Genomic DNA, 17,094 nt, shown 5'->3' on the forward strand with positions numbered 1-17,094 from the left:
TAAACCACCCAACAACCCCCCCCACACCCCCCCCCCCCCCCCACTTCCCCATCGGGCCCGGGGCCGCGGGGGGCGCCCCGCCGGGGACGCGGGGCGGCCCCGCCGCCGGGGTGCGGCCACCACCGCCGAGGGGGCATCCTGACGGGGTGACGGCGAGACCGTACGACCACGGCCCCGCTCCCGGCCGTGCCGCCACGGCCCAGGCACTCGCCCGGGCCGCCGCCGAAGGTGTGGCGGCCGTCGGCGGGTACGCGGGCGGGGTCTACCTGCGCTCGGGCACCGAGGGGCTGCTTCGGATGGCGGTGCTGACCGGGCTCCCGGGCCAGCTGTTCCGGCCGTGGTGGCGCATGCACGCGAACCGCCCGTACCCGGTGGCCGAGGCGTTCCGGTCCGGCCAGGCCGTGCACCTGGCCGACGCCGAGGGGGCCATGCGGCGTTTCCCGCAGCTGATGGCCGGGCTGCCGTTCCCCTTCGCGTCGCTGTACGAGCCGGTCACCTCCGGCGGGCAGCGGTTCGGCGTCGTGTTCGCCCTGCGCCCCGCGACCCCCGGAATCCCGGTCGGGGCCGTGGACCGCGAGCGGCTGCGGGAGGCCGCGGACCGGCTGGCCGGCGAGCTGGCCGGGCTGGCGGCGCACGGGAACCCGGTGGTCTGGGACGGGGACCCGGTGCTGCTCCGGCCCCCGGCCCGGCACGTGAGCCCCCGCGAGGCCGTGGACCGGCTCGCGCGGGCGGTGCTGTCCGTGGACCGGCAGGGCAGGATCGACTTCGCCAACTCCGCCGCCCAGGACCTGCTGGGCCTCGGCGAGCCGCAGCTGCTCGGGCGGGAGCTGTGGGAGGCGGTGCCCTGGCTGGGGCATCCGGCGTACGAGGACCACTTCCGGGCCGTCTTCATGTCCACCGAGTCGGTGTCCTTCCCCGCCCGGCGCGGCTGGCACCCGCCCGGGGACTGGCTGTCCGTGGTCCTGGACCCGGGGCCCGACGGGGTCACCCTGACGGTCGGGGCCGCCGAGAAGCCCTCGTACGCGCCCGCGGCGGTGGCCGCTCCGGAGGCGGGACCCGGCTCGGCGGCGGACCGGGCCTCCACGCTGTACCGGCCCGTGGCCCTCGCCATCGCGCTGACCGAGGCGGTCACGGCCCGTCAGGTGTCGGCGGTGGTGACCGAGGAGCTGCTGCCGGCCTTCGGCGGCCGTCAGCTCGCCATCTACCTGCTGAACGAGCGGCACCTGCACCTCGCCTGGGAGACCGGCTTCCCCACCGGTTTCCTCGACCGTTTCGACGGGGTGGGGCTCGACGTCCGGCTCCCCGGCGTGGAAACCCTGACCTCGGGCCGGCCGCTGTTCTTCGAGTCGATGCAGCACCTCGCCGCCGCGTATCCGGGGATCCCGCTGGACGCCGATGTCGGGGCCCGCGCCTTCCTGCCGCTGATCGCCTCCGGACGGCCCGTCGGCTCGTGCATCCTCGGCTTCGACGCGCCGCGCGGCTTCAGCCCGGAGGAGCGTACGGTGCTCACCGCGCTGGCCGGGCTGATCGCTCAGGCCCTGCAGCGGGCGCGGCGCTACGACAGCGAGGCCGCGCTCGCCCGCGGGCTCCAGGCGGCGCTGCTGCCGCACCGGCTGCCGGTGCGCGAGCACGTGCAGACGGTCGGCCGCTACCTGCCCGGCACCCTGGGCATGGACGTCGGCGGCGACTGGTACGACGTCGTCGAGACGGGCTCCGGACTGCTGGCCCTGGTCATCGGGGACGTCCAGGGCCACGGAGTGGCGGCCGCGGCCACCATGGGCCAGCTACGCAGCGCGGTACGGGCGTTCGCACTGACCGGCAGCAGCCCCGAGGAGGTCATGAGCGGCACGAACCAGCTCCTGATCGACCTGGACCCGGGCCAGTTCGCGAGCTGCTGCTACGTACTGCTGGACCCGGAGACGGGCGCCGCCCGGGCCGTACGGGCCGGGCACCCCCAGCCGCTGCTGCGCCACCCGGACGGCCGCACCGAGGTGCTGGACCTGGCGGGCGGGGTGGTCCTCGGCATCGACCCCGAGGCTTCGTACCCCGTGACGGAACTGTGCCTGGAGACCGGGTCGGTGCTCGCCCTGTACACGGACGGGCTGGTCGAGAAGCCGGGCACCGACATCGACGTCGGGGTGGAACGGCTGCGGCTGTCCCTGGCCGCGGCCCGGCCGACGCCGCTGACGGAGACCGCGGACCGGCTGATCGGCGAGGCGGGCAGCACCGTCGACCGCCCGGACGACACGGCCCTGTTGCTGGCCACGCGCACGCCCTAGCCGGGCCGCGGCGCGCGCCGCGGGCACGAGGCGCGCCCCTCCCCGACGAACCGGTTTCAGCGGGCCAGGTGCGTGGCGGCCAGGGTGAAGGAGTGACCCGCCGGGTCGCTCAACAGGCGTGCGTCACGCGGGCCTTCGCCGACATCGACGGCCAGCGGGCGGGCGCCGAGGGAGACGGCCTCCCGCTCGGCCTCGTCCAGGTCGTCTGCGGCGACCAGGATGCGCAGGTGGGCCTGCTGGGAGTCCTCCGGGCGCGGCCAGCTCGGCGGCGCGTAGCCGTGGTCCCGGCACAGGGCGAGGTGGACGCCGGCGCCGCCGATGACCTCGACGGTGTCCGGGCCGTCCCCCGCCCGCACCTCGGCGCCCAGCAGCTCGGCGTAGAACGCGGCAAGCGCCTCGGGATCGGCGCAGTCCAGTACGAGAACGCTCGTCTTCGCGACAGTCATGGCCCGCGCTTACCCGCGGTGCCCGTCCGTACGCGGTGCGCGGGCCCCTTCCCCGCGGACCGGGATGTCGGTGGCCCTTGGTAGAACTGGTGTCGCACCGGCCGCTCGTCGGATCGGCCCGTTCACCCTCAGGAGCAGCGCATGAGCCAGGTCGTACACCTCTCGGAGCTGGGCGGGCTCCCCGCCTTCGACTTCCCCGCCCCGGGGGACGAGCGGGCCCTGCCCGAGGCCGGCGCCGTCGCCTGGCGGGTGCGCGCCGACGAGCACGACACCGGGGAGACCTGGAGCGAGGCGTACGCCCGCTTCACGGCCGCCGTCGACACCCGCCGGGTCACCGCGCTGATCGTGGGCGTCTGGGAGGAGTCGTACGAGGTCTCCAGCGCGGCCATCGTGTCCGTCCTCGCCGCGGCCGCCGACGACTTCCCCCTCCTGCGGCACCTCTTCCTCGGCGACATCGAGGGCGAGGAGTCCGAGATCTCGTGGATCGTGCAGTCGGACGTGACCCCGCTCCTGGAGGCCTTCCCGGAGCTGCGCGAGTTCGGGGTGCGCGGCGGTACGGGGCTGGCGCTGACGCCCGTGAAACACACCGGGCTGCGGAAGCTGGTGGTGCAGACCGGCGGCCTGCCCAAGGAGGTGGTGCGCGGCGCCGCCGCGAGCGACCTGCCCTCCCTGGAGGTCCTCGACCTGTGGCTCGGCACCTCCGAATACGGCGCGGACACCGGGGCGGAGGACCTCGCGCCGATCCTGTCGGGCGAGCTGCTTCCGGCCCTGCGCCACCTCGGGCTGCGCAACAGCGAGATCCAGGACGCGGTCGCCGTCGCGGTGGCGGGCGCCCCCGTGGTGGGGCGGCTGGAGACCCTGGACCTGTCCATGGGCATCCTCACCGACGAGGGCGCGACCGCCCTGCTGGAAGGCGCCTCGCTCGCCCACCTGTCCCGCCTGGACCTCGACCACCACTACATCGGCGCGGACCTCCAGGAGCGGCTGCGCGCGGCGCTGGAGCCGCACGGTGTGGTCCTCGCCCTGGAAGCGGGCGATGCGGACGAGTACGACGGGACGGTCTACCGGTACGTCGCGGTGGCGGAGTGAGCCCGGGCCCGCCGGCAGCTCTGCCGGCCGCCGCGCCGGCGGTCGTCGGCAATCCGGCGGGCCGCCGCGTGGCGCTCTACCAGGAGGCCGTGCGCGCCCGCGGGCTGCCCGCGGCCCGCGTGGTGTCCTGGCGGGACGTGCTCGGCGGCGGCGCCCAGTTCCGGCGGGGCGAGACCGTGCGGATCGACTCGCCGGGCGAGGACCCCGAGGTCGAGCGGCTGCTGCGCGGGGTGTCCGACCCGACGCGGGTGGAGGGCACCGCCCGCTGGTACGAGCGGTTCACCGCGGCCGTGGAGGCCGTGGCGGCCGGGGTCGCGGAAGCCGGCGGGCGACTGCTCACCACTCCGGCGGACCTCGCCGTGCTGTTCGACAAGCGCCGGTGCCACCACGCCCTGGACCGGGCGGGGGTCCCGGTGCCGGCCTCCCCGACCTCCGGCCCCGGCGCGGCGCCGGTGCGCGGCTGGACGGACGTACGGGAGGTCCTCGCGCGGCCCGGTTTCCGCCGGGTGTTCGTGAAGCTCGCGCACGGATCCTCGGCCTCCGGCGTCCTGGCCCTCGAAGCGGGCGCGGGCGGCCGCGTCCGGGCGACGACGTCGGTGGAGCGCTCCCCCTCCGGCGCCCTGCACAACTCGCTGCGGGTGCGCCGGTACGAGGACGAGCGGGTGATCGGCGCTGTCCTCGACGCGCTCGCCCCCGACGGGCTGCACATCGAGCGCTGGCTGCCGAAGGCCTCCCAGGGGGAACGTTCGGCCGATCTGCGGGTGGTGACGGTCGCGGGCCGGGCCACGCACGCCGTGGTCCGCACCGCCGGCGGGCCCATGACCAACCTGCACCTCGGCGGCGCGCGCGGCGACCTCGCCGCCGCCGTGGCGGCCGTGACCGCGGCGGGCGGCAGCTGGGAGCGCGACGCGCTCGCCGTCTGCGAGCGCGCCGCGGCCGTCTTCCCCGCCACCCTCTGCGTGGGGGTGGACCTGCTGCCCGCCACCGGCTGGCGGGGGTTCGCCGTCGGCGAGGTCAACGCCTTCGGGGACCTGCTGCCCGGGCTCGCCGGGCTTCCCGGCTCGCCCGCCGCGGGTCTCGACACCTATGCGGCCCAACTGGCCGCCGTACACGCCCCGGCACGACAGGACCACCATGCACCCCGCACCGCCCGCCGCTGACCTGCCCACCCCCGACATGAACGAGGTCGTCGGCCGTGACGACCTGCTGCTGGTCACCCTCGACACCCTGCGGTACGACGTCGCCGTCCGGCTGGCCGCCGAGGGCCGCATCCCGCACCTCGCCGCGCACCTGCCCGGCGGCACCTGGGAGCGACGGCACGCTCCGGGCAGCTTCACCTACGCCTCCCACCAGGCGATGTTCGCCGGATTCCTGCCCACTCCGGCCGGACCGGGCCCGCACCCGAGGCTGTTCGCCGCCCGGTTCGCGGGCAGCGAGAGCACCGCCGGGCGCACCTGGGTGTTCGACACCCCGGACCTGGTGTCGGGGCTGGCCGGGGCGGGCTACCGGACGGTGTGCGTGGGCGGGGTCGGCTTCTTCGACCGGCGGGGCGCGCTGGGCTCCGTCCTGCCCGGGATGTTCCAGGAGAGCCACTGGGAGCCGGAGTTCGGGGTGGCGTCCCCGGCCTCCTTCGAGGCGCAGGTGGCCCGCGCCGAGCAGGTGGTGGCCGCGCTCCCGGCGGACCGGCGGCTGTTCCTGTTCCTGAACGTGTCGGCGATGCACCAGCCCAACTGGTTCCACCTGGACGGCGCGACCGCGGCGGCCGGGGACTCGTGGGAGTCGCACGCGGCGGCGCTGGAGTACGTGGACCGGCACATCGGCAGGCTGTTCGACGCGATGCGTTCGCGCCGCCGGTGCTTCGCGATCGTCTGCTCCGACCACGGGACGACGTACGGGGACGACGGCTACACGGGTCACCGCCTGGCGCACGAGGCCGTGTGGACCGTCCCGTACGCCCAGTTCTCCCTGGAGCCGCCGCGACCGCGGCGCGCACCGGCACCGGCACCGGCACCGGCACCGGCAGCACCCGTATCAGCACCGAAGGAGGCGGCGGCACGATGACGACCGGCACCGGCACGGCGACCCCGTACGAGAGTTACGTGTACGCCTACCCGCACAAGACGGCGTACCGGCGGCTGCCCGAGCGGCCGGGGCTGCGCGGCCTGTGGGCGGACCAGCCGAAGCACGCGCTCTCGCTGTACCTGCACGTCCCGTTCTGCGAGGTCCGCTGCGGGTTCTGCAACCTGTTCACCCGGATCGGCGCCCCGGAGGGGCTGACCACCGCCTACCTCGACGCGCTGGAGCGCCAGGCGGACGCGGTCCGCGAGGCCCTCGACGACGCCGGCGGCGGCGGGCCGGTCCGGTTCGCGGCGGCCGCCTTCGGGGGCGGCACGCCGACGTTCCTGACCGCCTCCGAGCTGGAACGGCTGTGCGACATCGCGGAGAAGGGCGCGGGCGCCGACCTGCGGGCGGTGCCGCTGTCGGTGGAGGCCTCGCCGGCCACCACCACGGCGGACCGCCTCGCGGTCCTCGCCGACCGGGGCGCGACCCGGCTGAGCCTGGGCGTGCAGAGCTTCGTACCGCAGGAGGCGCGGACGGCGGTCCGCCCGCAGAAGCGCGCGGACGTGGAGGCGGCGCTGTCCCGGGTCCGGGACGCGGGCATCCCGGTGCTGAACATCGACCTGATCTACGGCATCGAGGGCCAGACCGAGGCCAGTTGGCGGTACTCCCTGGACGCCGCCCTCGCCTGGCGCCCGGAGGAGCTGTACCTCTACCCGCTGTACGTACGCCCCCTGACGGCGCTGGGCCGCCGGCCCGGCGAGCCCGCCGATCCCGCCGAAAGCTGGGACGAACAGCGGCTGCGCCTGTACCGGACCGGCCGGGACCACCTGCTGGCCGCCGGGTACGAACAGGTGTCGATGCGGATGTTCCGCCTCCCCGGCGCTCCGGCGGCGGGCGCCGACGACTACGCGTGCCAGACCGACGGCATGGTGGGCCTGGGCTGCGGAGCCCGTTCCTACACCTCCGAGCTGCACTACTCCTTCGACTACGCGGTGGACATGCGGGAGATACGCACGATCGTCGACGACTACGTGGCGCGGCCGCGGGCCGACTTCGCGCGGGCGGAGTACGGCCGGTGGATGGACGCGGACGAGGCCCGGCGGCGGCACCTGATGCAGTCGCTGCTCCAGGCGGCGGGCATGCCGGTGGCGGAGTACCGGGAGCGGTTCGGCGGCGGCCCCGGGGAGCACTTCCCGGCGGAGCTGGCGGCGTTCGCGGCGCGCGGCTGGCTGACGGACGATCCGGAACTGCTCCGGCTGACCCCCGAGGGGCTCGCGCACTCGGACGCGGTCGGTCCGGCGCTGTTCTCGGCGGAGGTACGGGCCGCCATGGCCGCGTACGCGCGCAAGTGACGGCCCCGCGGGGCCCGGCGGGTGCCTCGGCGGGAATCCCGGAACGGCCGCGGGAGCTCACCGTGCTCTACCGGGGGCCGCTGGCCTCCTGCGACTACGACTGCCCGTACTGCCCGTTCGCCAAGCGCCGGGACAGCCGCGAGACGCTGGCCGCCGACCGGGCGGCACTGGAACGGTTCGCCGCCTGGGCCGCCGGGAACACCGCGGACCGGCTCTCGGTGCTGTTCACCCCGTGGGGCGAGGGCCTGGTCCGCTCCTGGTACCGGCGCACCCTGGCGGAGCTGTCGCACCTGCCGCACGTCCGGCGGGTCGCCATCCAGACGAACCTGAGCGGCCGCACCGGGTGGACCGCCGCCGCCGATCCGGACACGCTCGCGCTCTGGTGCACGTACCACCCGGGGCAGACACCGTACGACCGCTTCCTGGGCCGGTGCCGGGAGCTGGCGGACGCCGGAATCCGCTTCAGCGTGGGCGTCGTCGGCCTCCCGGAGCACCTCGCGGAGGCCCGCCGGCTGCGGGAGGCGCTGCCGCCGCAGGTCTACCTGTGGGTCAACGCCGCGGAGGGGCACACCTACACGGATCCGGAGGCGGCCCGCTGGACGGCCCTGGACCCGCTGTTCCCGTACAGCCGCCACCCCCACCGCTCGGCGGGCCTGCCCTGCCGGACCGGCGAGTCGGTGATCTCGGTGGACGGCGACGGCACGGTCCGCCGCTGCCACTTCGTGAAGACGGAGCTGGGCAACCTGTACGACGGCTCCTACCGGGCGGCGCTGCGCCCGCGGGCCTGCCCGCTGGCGGTCTGCGAGTGCCACATCGGCTACGTCCACCTGGAGACGCTGCCGCTGTACGACGTCTTCGCGGGCGGCGTCCTCGAACGCATCCCGGCGCCCGGCCCGACGGCGGTCCCTCCCCCGACGACCGGACCGCGCTTCCCGGACCTGCCGCTCGCGCAGCGCTGACACTCCCCCTCCCCCCGCCGCCCGGCCGGGCCCCGGGGGCCGGGTGCGCGCAGCGCCTTCGGGCCGCCGGAGCCGTTGCCCGGCCGCCCGGGACCGCCGGCGACCGCCCGGGACGGCGCGGCCGCTGGCCTGATCGCGTCGCCGGGCCTATGATCCGCGGCATGGCCGTCACCGTCACCCAGCGCCTCCTGTCGCGCTCCTGTTGTCGTAACTGACGCCTGCCCTGCCCCGGATTCCGCACCGTGCCGCGCCTTCGCGTGACGGGCGTTCTCCGGACAGCCGCTCCGGACGGGTTCCGGCCGGGCCCCGGTCCCCGGGCGATCCCCGCCCCGGTGCCCCCTCCCCCGCGGTCGCGCATCCCGCGGCCCCGCTCTCCCCGAAGCCCGGCCGCGGCCCCGTCGCACGGGTCCCGCTTCCGCGCCCTTCCATGTCCGTCCACGTCCTTCCACGTCCCGCAAGGAGCCCGTCCACCATGAGCGTTCCCGCCACCCTCACCGCCGGCCAGGTCCTCTCCCGCCCCGAGGAGTTCACCGTGATCGACGTCCGCACGCCGGGCGAGTACGCCTCCGGCCACCTCCCCGGCGCGGTGAACATCCCGCTCGACCGGATCGCCCCCTCCCTGCCCGAGCTGCGACGGGCCGCCGAGGACAAGGGCCTGCTGCTGGTCTGCGCGACCGGCGCCCGCTCGGAGAACGCCGCCCGCACCCTCGCCTCGCACGGCATCCCGTCCACCAGCCTGGCCGGCGGCACCCGGTCCTGGTCGGCCGGCGGGCACGGCCTCGACCACCCCGCCGAGGGGCCCCGGTCGGTCTGGGCCATGGAGCGTCAGGTACGGGTCACCGCGGGCTCGCTCGTTCTGCTCGGACTGGTGCTCGGACTGCTGGTCCACCCGGCGTTCCAGCTGCTCTCCGCCGGCATCGGCGCCGGGCTGGTCTTCTCGGCGGTCACCGACACCTGCGGGATGGCACTGGTGCTCGGCCGCCTGCCGTTCAACCGGCGGCGCTGAGCCCGCCCCGTACCGCATCCCGGAACGAAGACGTCCAGCATCCGGACCCCGCTTGTCCCAGCCCGCCCGACACCGACAGGATGCGGCCATGGCCCCTGTACTCGTATCGCGTCGTCACGTGGATCTGCTGCGTGTCTCGACCATGCTCTGTCGGGCCGACTCCTCCCGTACGCACGGCTGTTGATCTCCTGATCCGCCGCTTCTGACACCGTACGGACATCCGCGCCCCCTTCGCGCGCACCTGTGACACACCCTCCGCAGCGCGTCCTTCCCGCGCCGGAGTTCCGCCTGCCCCCCTGCCCGTGTACACGTGCCACCGCCCTCTTCCGCGGCGTCGGCGCGCAGTACGGCGCCGCTCCGACGAGGTTCACCCATGCCGGAAAACCCCCTCCTGCTGCACTGGTTCCTGCCCACCGGCGGGGACGGCCGCGACCCCGGCGGCGTCACCGCCGTGCAGGGACGTACGGGCGCCGCCACCCGGCGGCCCGCGGACGTCCCGTACCTGGCCCAGGTGGCCCGCGCCGCCGAGCAGGCCGGTTTCCACTCGCTGCTCACGCCGGTGGGCCTCGGCTGCGTCGACCCATGGATCCTGACCTCCGCCCTCGCGCAGCACACCACGCGCATCGGCTTCCTGGTGGCCTTCCGCGCCGGGTTCGCCAGCCCGACCCTGATCGCCCAACAGGCGGACGCCTTTCGCCGGTTCGCGGGCGGCCGGCTCGCGCTGAACGTCGTCACCGGCGGCGATCCGGCGGAACAGCGCGCGTACGGGGACCTGCTGGAGCACGATGCCCGCTACGCCCGCACCGACGAGGTGATGGCGGTGCTCCGGGCCCTGCTCGACGGCAAGCAGGTGGATCACGAGGGGGTCCACCTGCGCGTCGAGGGGGCCCGGCTCACCGATCCGGAGCTGCGGCATCCCGTACCGCTGTACTTCGGCGGGGCCTCCCCCGCCGCCGAGGAGGTCGCCGCCCGGCGGGCCGACGTACAGCTGTTGTGGGGCGAGCCGCCGGCCGCGGTCGCCGCGCGGGTGGCCCGGCTGCGGGACCGGGCGCGTGCGGTGGGCCGGACCGTGCGGTTCGGGCTGCGCCTGCACGTGATCAGCCGGGACACGGCCGCCGCGGCCTGGGCGGAGGCGGACCGGATCCTGGCCGGCCTGGCCCCGGACGCGGTACGGGCGACGCAGGAACGGTTCGCCGCCATGGACTCCACCGGGCAGGCCCGGATGGCGGCCCTGCACGGCGGGGTCGCGGACGCGGCCCGCCTGACGGTGTCGCCGAACCTGTGGGCGGGCATCGGCCTGGTCCGCGAGGGCGCCGGTACCGCGCTGGTCGGCTCGCACGACGAGGTGGCCGCACGGCTCGCCGAGTACCGGGCCCTGGGCATCGACGAGTTCGTCCTGTCGGGCTACCCGCACCTCGAGGAGGCGTACCGGGTCGGCGAGGAGGTGGCCCCGCGGCTGCGCGCGCTGGCCGGGGCGGGGGCCGGCGCGTGACGGCGCTGACGACGCAGACCGGCCAGGACCGGCTCCGGGAACCCGCCGCCCCGCCGGGCGGGGAGCCGTCCCCGCGACGGCGCCGGCTGCACGAGGCGCTGCGCTGGGGCGCGTTGCGGCTCACGGCGCTGGTGGTCCTGCTCGCGGCCTGGCAGGCAGTGGTCGCCGCCGGGGTGTGGCCGAGGGTGCTGGTGCCCTCGCCCGGCGAGGTGTGGCGGCAGTTCCTCCTCGCCTCGACCGTGCACGACGGGGTACGGGGCGTCGGCGGGCACCTGCTGGTGGAGCACCTGGGGGTGAGCCTGGGCCGGATCGCCACCGGTTCCGGGTACGCCGTGCTCGCCGGGGTGCCGCTGGGCCTGCTGATCGGTACGGTCCGGCCGCTGGCCGTCGTACTGGAGCCGGCGGTGACCTTCCTGCGGACCCTGCCGCCGCTCGCGTACCTCTCGCTGCTCGTCATCTGGTTCGGCATCGACGAGGCCCCGAAGATCTGGCTGCTGGTGATCGCCGCGCTGCCGCCGATCGCCGCCGCCACGGCGGCCGCCGTGCGCACGGTGCCCGACCAGCTCGTCGAAGCCGCGCGGGCCCTGGGCTCCGGCCCGGTGGCTCTGCTGCTGTCCGTACGGCTGCCCTCGGCGCTGCCCGAGATCCTCACCGGCGTCCGGATCGCGGTCGGGGTGGCGTACACCTCCGTCGTCGCGGCGGAGACCATCAACGGCGTCCCGGGCATCGGCGGCATGATCCGCGACGCCCAGCGCTACAACCAGACCGCGCTGGTGATCGCCGGCATCATCGCCATCGGCCTGTCCGGGATCGTGCTGGACGCCCTGCTGCGCCTCGTCGAGCGGGTCGCGGTCCCGTGGCGCGGCCGGACCTGAGTCCGCCCGCGCGTCCCACCCCTGCCGAACACCGGACGTTCCACGTCCCGAACCTCACACGGAGTACCGCCATGCCCGGAATCCTGTCCCGCCGGACCGTCCTGCTCGCCGCGGCGGTCGCACTGACCGCCTCCACCACCGCCGCGTGCGGAAGTGACGGCGACGGGGGCGGGCGGACCGCCGTACGCATCGCGTACCAGGCGATACCCAATGCCGACCTGGTGGTGAAGAACCAGAGGCTCCTGGAGAAGGCGCTGCCCGACGTCGACGTCAAGTGGGTCAAGTTCGAGTCGGGCGGCGACGTCAACACGGCGGTCCTCGCCGGGGCGGTGGACCTGGGCCTGGCCGGTTCCAGCCCGGTCACCAAGGGCCTGTCCGCACCGCTGAACATCCCGTACAAGGTGGTCTGGATCCACGACCTGATCGGCGACAACGAGGCGCTCGTCGCCAAGACGGGGATCAACTCGGTGCAGGAGCTGGCCGGGAAGAAGGTGGCCACCCCCTTCGGGTCGACCGCCCACTACTCGCTGCTCGCCGCCCTGACCGCCGCCGGGGTCGAGCCGTCCGCGGTGCAGATCATCGACCTCCAGCCGCAGGACGCGCTCGCCGCGTGGAAGCGGGGGGACATCGACGCCGCGTACGTGTGGACGCCGTCGCTGGGCGAGTTGCGCAAGGACGGCAAGGTGCTCGTCAGCAGCCGGCAGCTGGCGCGGCAGGGCAAGCCCACCGCCGACCTCGGCGTGGTGACGAACGCGTTCGCCGCGAAGCACCCCGAGGTGCTCACCGCCTGGCTCAAGGCGCAGGACCAGGCCGTGGCCCAGGCGCGCACGGCCCCCGACGCGGCCGCGAAGTCGATCGGCGCCGAACTCGGGCTGCCGGCGGACGAGGCGAAGCAGCAGCTGTCGGAACTGGTGCTGCTGAGCGCTAAGGAGCAGACGGGCCCCGAGTACCTGGGCACGCCCGGCGCCCCGGGCAGGCTGGCGGCCAACCTGCACGACGCCGCGGTGTTCCTGAAGGGCCAGAAGGCGGTCGACGCGGTGCCGGACGAGGCGGTGTTCGGGCGGGCGCTCGCGGTGGAGGAGCTCGGCCGTGCCGCGAACTGACCTCCCCGGCAGGGATGTCGCCGTCGTCGACCTGGCCGGGGTGGCCGTCCGGTACGGCTCGGCCCGGCAGCCGGTGACCGCACTGGAGGGCGTGGACCTGCGGATCCGGGCGGGCGAGTTCGTCGTGCTGGTCGGGCCGTCCGGCTGTGGCAAGACGAGCCTGCTCCGGGTCGTCGCGGGGTTCGAGCGGCCCTCGTCGGGAACCGCCCTGGTACGGGGCGCGGCCCCGCGCCCGGGCGGGGGCGCTGGGGTGGTGTTCCAGCAGCCGCGCCTGTTCCCCTGGCGGACGGTCGGCGGGAACATCGGCTTCGCCCTGGCCCGGCACGGGGTGCCGCGCGCCGGGCGGCCCCGGCGGATCGCGGAGCTCCTGGAGCGGGTGGGGCTGCCGGGGACGGCGGGGCGGCGTACCTGGGAGCTGTCGGGCGGCCAGCAGCAGCGGGTCGCGCTCGCGCGGGCGCTGGCCGGGGAACCGGAACTCCTGCTGATGGACGAGCCGTTCGCAGCGCTGGACGCGCTGACGCGGGAGCGGCTCCAGGAGGAGGTCCGCGCCCTCGCCGGGCGGCTCGGCACGACCGTGCTGTTCGTGACGCACTCGGCGGAGGAGGCGGTCCTGCTGGGCTCCCGGGTCCTGGTGATGGCGGCGGGCCCGGGCCGGGTGGTGGCGGAGCTGCCGGTGGGCCTCGACCGGGGGCCGGACACGGACGTCCCCGCGCTGCGGGCCTCGGCCGAGTTCGCCCGGCTGCGGGGCCGGCTGACCGAGGCCGTGCGGCGGCCGTAGCGAGGCGCCCTACGGGATCGCCACGGCCTCCTCCCCCCGGGCGAGGGTGAGGGCGGTGTTGACGAGGCCGACGTGACTGAACGCCTGGGGGAAGTTGCCGAGTTGGCGGCCCGCGATGGGGTCGTACTCCTCGGCGAGGAGTCCCACGTCGTTGCGCACGGCCAGCAGCCGTTCGAAGAGGGCGCGGGCCTCCTTCTCCCGGCCGGTCAGATGGAGCGCGTCGGCCAGCCAGAACGAGCAGGCCAGGAAGGCTCCTTCGTCGCCGGGCAATCCGTCGACGGAGGGGCCTTCGGTGCTGTAGCGGCGGACCAGGCCGCTGCGCCCCAGTTCCTCCTGGACCGCGGCGACGGTCCCGATGACCCGCGGGTCGTCGGGCGGGAGGAAGCCGACGCGCGGGATGAGCAGGGTCGCGGCGTCGAGCTCGGTGGAGCCGTAGTACTGGGTGAAGGTCTTGCGCTCCGGGTCGTAGCCGTTCTCGCAGACGTCGCGGTGCACCTCGTCCCTTATGGTCCGCCAGCGCTCGATGTCGCCGGGCAGTGTGGGTTCGTGTTCCAGGGTGCGCACGGCCCGGTCGGCGGCGACCCAGGCCATCACCTTGGAGTGGACGAAGTGGCGGCGCGGGCCGCGCACTTCCCACAGTCCCTCGTCGGGCCTGCGCCAGTTGCGCTCCAGGAAGTCGAGCAGGGCGAGCTGGAGCTTCCAGGCGTGTGCCTCGCCGGCGAGGCCGGTGGCGCGGGCCAGGTACAGCGAGTCGATGACCTCGCCGTACACGTCGAGTTGGAGCTGGTCCACGGCCGCGTTGCCGACGCGGACGGGGGCGGAGGAGGCGTAGCCCCGCAGCCACGGCAGGTCGGTCTCGGGGATGCGGCGCTCTCCCGCGATCCCGTACATGATCTGGAGGTCGGCGGGGTCGCCGGCGACGGCGCGCAGCAGCCAGGCCCGCCAGGCGCGGGCCTCGTCGAGGAACCCGGTGGCGAGCAGCGACCCGAGGGTGAGGGTGGAGTCCCGCAGCCAGCAGTAGCGGTAGTCCCAGTTCCGGACGCCTCCGAGTTCCTCGGGGAGGGAGGTGGTGGCCGCGGCGGCGATGCCTCCGGTGGGGGCGTAGGTGAGGGCCTTGAGGGTGATCAGGGAGCGGGTGACCGCTTCCTGATAGGGGCCTTCGTAGGTGCACTGGGAGGTCCACGCGTGCCAGTCGGCGAGGCTGGTGTCCAGGGCCGCGTAGGGGTCGATCGGGGTGGGGCGCGGTTCGTGCGAGGGGTGCCAGGTGAGGACGAAGGCGACGCGTTCCCCGGCGGCGACGGTGAACTCGGAACGGGTGCTGTTGCGCTCGCCCCAGGTGTGCACGTGGGGTTCGCTGCGGAACCACGCGGAGTCGGGTCCGGCGACGGCGACGCGCTCGCCGTCGACGCGGCGGACCCAGGGCACGACGTGGCCGTAGTCGAACCGCAGGCGCAGGGTGCTGCGTACGGTGGACTCGCCGGTGAGTCCCTCGACGATCCGGACGACGTCGGGCGCGGTGTCACGCTGCGGCATGAAGTCGATGACCTTGAACGTGCCGTCCCCGGTCTCCCAGTACGACTCCAGGACCAGCGTGCCGTCGACGTAGGCGCGCCGGGTGCAGCGCTCGTCGGGTGCGGCGCCTACCGGGGCGATGCGCCAATGGCCGTTCTCCTCTTCTCCGAGGAGCTTGGCGAAGCAGGCCGCCGAGTCGAAGCGCGGCAGGCACAGCCAGTCGATGGACCCGTCGCGGCCGACGAGCCCACTGGTCATCAGGTCGCCGATGAGTGCGTAGTCTTCGATGGGTTGTGTCATTTGTGCGCTCTTCCCGCGAATGCCCGGGGCCAATCAGCGCAGGCCCCGGACACCCTCGTGCGCGCTAGTCTCGCGCGCGCCGGTTCCTCTCGCGCGCGGCCGCGCGCGGCCCCGGCATCAGCCGCGCACGAGGAGCAGGACGCCGGCGAGGACCGCGCCGAGCGCGACGGCGACGGCGCCGTGCGCGAGCCGGTGGGCGCGTACGACGGGCAGGAAACGGTCGACGGCGTACCGGCCGGGGCCGGTGAGGGCGAGGGCCGCGGCGCCGACGGTGAGCAGCAGCTCGTACTCGATGCCCTCGGGGGCGAAGAACGAGCCGGCGCCGTGGACGGCGATGGCGTTGATCATCGTGCCGAAGAGGGCGGCTCCGGCGAGCGGGGTGAGCAGCCCTGCGGCGAGGCCGAGGCCGCCGAGGGTCTCGGTCAGGCCGGCGAGGACGGCCATGGCGTCACCGGCGGGGTAGCCGCTGGCGGAGAAGAACTGCCCGGTGCCGCTGATGCCGCCGCCCCCGAACCAGCCGAAGAGCTTCTGCGTGCCGTGGGCGGCCATGGTGAGTCCGAGGACCAGGCGCAGGAGCAGCAGGCCGGTGTCGTGCGCGGGGGTGGACGGGGCGAACGCGGGCGGGGGTACGGCCGGTGCGGCGGCCTGCGGCTTCGTCGGGGTGACGGAGGGGCTGGTCATGGGGGGAATCCTTCCGGTCGGGCGGTCCGGAGGGCGGGGACGGCACTGCTCAGGTTTGTTCACATTCGAACCGCCGGGGCCCGACCCTAGCCATTGATTCAAATTGGAACAACCCGTGTACGCTGGCCGCATGGCTGAGACGAGATGGCTGAACGACCGCGAGATGCGGGCCTGGGACGGTTTCCTGGCCGCGTCGGCACTGGTGAACCGACGCCTCGACCAGCAGCTCAAGGACGACTCCGGGCTCTCGCACCCGCAGTACGAGATCCTCGTACGGCTCGCCGCGGCCCCCGGGCGCGAGCTGCGGATGACCGAGCTGGCCAATGGCCTGATCAATTCCAAGAGCGGGCTGACCTACCAGGTCACGCAGATGGAGAAGGCCGGGCTGGTCCGCCGGCGCAGCTGCCCCTCCGACGTCCGGGGCGTCTTCGCCGTCCTCACCGACGCCGGCAGTGCCCGGCTGGAGGAGGCGGCACCCGGGCACGTGGCCACGGTCCGGGAGGTCCTCGTCGACGTCCTCACGCCCGAACAGCTCGACGTGCTCGCCGAGGGCCTCGGCGAGGTCGGCCGCCGCCTGCGCGGCCGGATCTGATGAGCCGCCCCGGGATCGCCCCGGTAGAGCGGGCCGGGAACGGGGTATAGGCGCGCCATGGACGGAAAGGTCTGGCTCACTCTGGCCGTGGTCGTGGCGGTCGCGCTGGCCATCGCCGCGGTCGTACTGCTCGTACGCGTCTTCGCGGCGCGGCGGCTGCTGCTCGACGCGGGCATTCCGCTGCGCGACAAGGCCCTGTTCTGGGTCGCGGTCGTGTACACGGTCTCCCCCGTGGACCTGATCCCGGACCCGGTGTACCTGGACGACATCGGCGTCCTCCTGGTGGCCCTGCGCTCGCTGCACGCGGCGGCCGGGCGGCTGCCCGGTGGACTGAAGGACTCCGACCCGGCCTGACGTGCGCCCCGGCCTGACGTGCGTCCCGGACACCGGGACAGCGCGGTGCGGCCCCGGGATCCGGGGCCGCACGGCGCTCGCTCACTCGGTTCCCCGCGCGCCCTGCGCGCGACCCGGTGTTACTTGGGCATCAGGACGGTGTCGACGATGTAGACGTTGGCGTTGGCGGTCTTGACGTTGCCGCAGACCACGCTGGACGTGCCGTTGACCTTGTA

The 17,094-nt window shown here is 74.9% G+C and carries 16 protein-coding genes and 1 pseudogene; 13 read left to right on the top strand and 4 right to left on the bottom strand.

From position 1 onward, the window contains the following. Positions 1-146: 146 nt before the first annotated feature. On the top strand, positions 147-2,279 hold the full coding sequence (locus tag ABT106_RS25520; protein ID WP_502979473.1) for a SpoIIE family protein phosphatase: 2,133 nt from the start codon (positions 147-149) through the stop codon (positions 2,277-2,279). 56 nt (positions 2,280-2,335) lie between these two features. On the opposite strand, the gene ABT106_RS25525 is transcribed toward ABT106_RS25520, so the two are convergent. Further along, positions 2,336-2,725, bottom strand: coding sequence for a VOC family protein (locus tag ABT106_RS25525; RefSeq protein WP_351281566.1), 390 nt, complete (start codon positions 2,723-2,725; stop codon positions 2,336-2,338). A gap of 141 nt (positions 2,726-2,866) precedes the next feature. Between ABT106_RS25525 and ABT106_RS25530 the strand changes: the two genes are divergently transcribed. The 10 genes from ABT106_RS25530 (at position 2,867) to ABT106_RS25575 (ending at position 13,440) form a co-directional block, all read left to right on the top strand. After that, positions 2,867-3,814, top strand: a complete 948-nt coding sequence (locus tag ABT106_RS25530) for an STM4015 family protein (RefSeq protein WP_351281569.1) — start codon at positions 2,867-2,869, stop codon at positions 3,812-3,814. Continuing rightward, complete coding sequence (locus ABT106_RS25535; protein ID WP_351281572.1) at positions 3,811-4,974, top strand: STM4014 family protein; 1,164 nt, start codon at positions 3,811-3,813, stop codon at positions 4,972-4,974. Before ABT106_RS25530 ends, ABT106_RS25535 begins: the two co-directional genes overlap by 4 nt. Positions 4,975-4,990: 16 nt before the next feature. Further along, positions 4,991-5,875, top strand: a complete 885-nt coding sequence (locus tag ABT106_RS25540) for an STM4013/SEN3800 family hydrolase (protein ID WP_351281601.1) — start codon at positions 4,991-4,993, stop codon at positions 5,873-5,875. After that, a complete protein-coding gene (locus ABT106_RS25545) occupies positions 5,872-7,227 on the top strand; it encodes an STM4012 family radical SAM protein (RefSeq protein ID WP_351281575.1) in 1,356 nt (451 codons plus the stop codon). Before ABT106_RS25540 ends, ABT106_RS25545 begins: the two co-directional genes overlap by 4 nt. Positions 7,228-7,289: 62 nt before the next feature. After that, on the top strand, positions 7,290-8,186 hold the full coding sequence (locus ABT106_RS25550) for an STM4011 family radical SAM protein (protein ID WP_351281577.1): 897 nt from the start codon (positions 7,290-7,292) through the stop codon (positions 8,184-8,186). A 472-nt stretch (positions 8,187-8,658) separates the two neighbouring features. After that, complete coding sequence (locus ABT106_RS25555) at positions 8,659-9,192, top strand: rhodanese-like domain-containing protein (protein WP_351281580.1); 534 nt, start codon at positions 8,659-8,661, stop codon at positions 9,190-9,192. Between the two features lie 373 nt (positions 9,193-9,565). Further along, positions 9,566-10,684: an LLM class flavin-dependent oxidoreductase gene (locus ABT106_RS25560; protein ID WP_351281583.1), complete on the top strand. Its 1,119-nt coding sequence runs from the start codon at positions 9,566-9,568 to the stop codon at positions 10,682-10,684. 5 nt (positions 10,685-10,689) lie between these two features. Further along, positions 10,690-11,559 (top strand): ABC transporter permease, encoded by an 870-nt coding sequence (locus ABT106_RS25565; RefSeq protein ID WP_502979475.1) that lies wholly within the window; start codon positions 10,690-10,692, stop codon positions 11,557-11,559. Positions 11,560-11,630: 71 nt separating this feature from the next. Further along, positions 11,631-12,662 (top strand): taurine ABC transporter substrate-binding protein, encoded by a 1,032-nt coding sequence (locus ABT106_RS25570; protein ID WP_351281586.1) that lies wholly within the window; start codon positions 11,631-11,633, stop codon positions 12,660-12,662. Continuing rightward, complete coding sequence (locus ABT106_RS25575; protein WP_502979474.1) at positions 12,649-13,440, top strand: ABC transporter ATP-binding protein; 792 nt, start codon at positions 12,649-12,651, stop codon at positions 13,438-13,440. The genes ABT106_RS25570 and ABT106_RS25575 overlap by 14 nt, the downstream gene beginning before the upstream one ends. 9 nt (positions 13,441-13,449) lie before the next feature. Here ABT106_RS25575 and ABT106_RS25580 read toward each other — a convergent pair whose 3' ends face one another. Both ABT106_RS25580 and ABT106_RS25585 read right to left on the bottom strand, forming a co-directional pair. After that, positions 13,450-15,252 (bottom strand): glycoside hydrolase family 15 protein, encoded by a 1,803-nt coding sequence (locus ABT106_RS25580; protein WP_351281588.1) that lies wholly within the window; start codon positions 15,250-15,252, stop codon positions 13,450-13,452. Between the two features lie 117 nt (positions 15,253-15,369). Continuing rightward, entirely contained in the window at positions 15,370-15,933 is a 564-nt protein-coding gene (locus ABT106_RS25585) for a DoxX family protein (RefSeq protein WP_351281591.1), read from the bottom strand. 130 nt (positions 15,934-16,063) lie between these two features. Here ABT106_RS25585 and ABT106_RS25590 point away from each other — a divergent pair, with 130 nt between their 5' ends. Both ABT106_RS25590 and ABT106_RS25595 read left to right on the top strand, forming a co-directional pair. Continuing rightward, positions 16,064-16,525: a MarR family winged helix-turn-helix transcriptional regulator gene (locus ABT106_RS25590; protein ID WP_351281593.1), complete on the top strand. Its 462-nt coding sequence runs from the start codon at positions 16,064-16,066 to the stop codon at positions 16,523-16,525. A 57-nt stretch (positions 16,526-16,582) separates the two neighbouring features. Then, on the top strand, positions 16,583-16,879 hold the full coding sequence (locus ABT106_RS25595) for a YkvA family protein (RefSeq protein WP_351281596.1): 297 nt from the start codon (positions 16,583-16,585) through the stop codon (positions 16,877-16,879). Between the two features lie 119 nt (positions 16,880-16,998). Here ABT106_RS25595 and ABT106_RS25600 read toward each other — a convergent pair. Next, positions 16,999-17,094 (bottom strand): annotated as a pseudogene (locus tag ABT106_RS25600) (fasciclin domain-containing protein); the annotation flags it as partial.

The organism is Streptomyces sp. NPDC002044 (assembly GCF_040296725.1).
GTDB classification, from domain to species: Bacteria; Actinomycetota; Actinomycetes; order Streptomycetales; family Streptomycetaceae; genus Streptomyces; species Streptomyces antarcticus.